The organism is Mesorhizobium sp. M7A.F.Ca.US.014.04.1.1, from assembly GCF_003998745.1.
Classification (GTDB): Bacteria; Pseudomonadota; Alphaproteobacteria; order Rhizobiales; family Rhizobiaceae; genus Mesorhizobium; species Mesorhizobium ciceri.
Genome location: NZ_RZRW01001027.1, coordinates 1 through 1,235, shown reverse-complemented (window position 1 = coordinate 1,235; position 1,235 = coordinate 1). Strand labels below are relative to the sequence as shown.

General features: G+C 62.6%; 1 protein-coding gene. It reads right to left on the bottom strand.

The features are described 5' to 3' along the window. Window positions 1-1,067: hypothetical protein (locus EOA22_RS34170; RefSeq protein WP_127390643.1), on the bottom strand; the 1,067-nt coding region annotated here is incomplete at its 3' end. Between the last annotated feature and the right edge of the window lie 168 nt (window positions 1,068-1,235).

Genomic DNA, 1,235 nt, shown 5'->3' with positions numbered 1-1,235 from the left:
ACCCAGATCTTGTCTAACCGTCCGGGAAGCGGGCTGGTCATCAGGGTCTCGAGCGTCAGATCGCCGGTATCTGCGTAGCGGGTCAGGGAGACGAAGAAGCGGTCGCTGAACAGGTCGGCCCGCAACGACGACCCGACGAACAGCACCTGCTTGCCGACCGGCCCGGCCGGCATGGTAGGGTGTTGGTCCAGCATCTTGTCTTGGGTCGGCCGGTTCTCGGGCGTGTAGCCTTCAGCGGAGCGGATACCCGAGAGCGGAACGATCATGGGGCCGCGACTGAGATTGGTGATGAACAGCTTGTCCTCGTCCCCATCCCGGAAGGCGACCATGCTGATGGGCTGGCCGTTGCCCATGTCGCCGATCGTCTTGCCTCTCACCTTTGCGCCGTGCTTCAAGTCTGAGACCGGAATGGTGACGAGCGGACTGCATGCGTAGGCGGCGACGAGCGTGTCCTCGCCATTGATGGTGGCGAACTGCATGGTCCGGATCGGCGCCCGCGTCTCGTAGTGGCCGTGAGCGAGGTGGTAGATTTCCACTTGGGTCTCGCTGGCGGCGCCAGTGAACGGATAGGGGATACGCCGCAGCGTGGAGGAGAACTCCTGGTTCGAGACGCCGGCGACGAACACATCGCCATTGTGAAACTTCAGATCCACGATCGTCATGGATCGGAGCGGCGTGCGCGCCTTCTCGTCGAAGACCGCGGCCGGCGGATAGGGGAAAGAACCGGCCCGCGACTTAAAGGTCTTGTCCTCGTCGGGAACGTCGGTCAGCCTGTGTACTGTCCTCTTCGACGATGAGAGATCGAAGGGGCGGACCTCACCGGAAAGCGAGACGCTCACGACCGCGGGCTCCAGGCGATCGCCGTTGCGCACTCCGACAGACAGGTATGGCTCCCGCGTGACGGGATGGATGGCCATCCCGTTCATCACCAAGCTCTTCACCGTCACGCCCAGCGCCTCGGCGATCTTCTCGTCAATCGACTCGAAGAGGAAGGGATCCAGCGAGGCTGGGGCCTGGCCCCGTTCCGTCTTGAAGGCGAAGACGGCTCCGAGCTTGTTGTCGCCCAAGAAGAGGACTCCGTCAGGGCTGAAAGCCAGAGCCCCCGCCGCTCGCGGGGTGATTTGGACATTTGTGTTCACTATGGTCTCCATCGCTCAACTGATCATCCGCTCCCGGCGTCCGCAGAGGCGTTTTGCCTGTAAGATCAGTGAGCCTTCAGCGAGATAGGCTGTAGC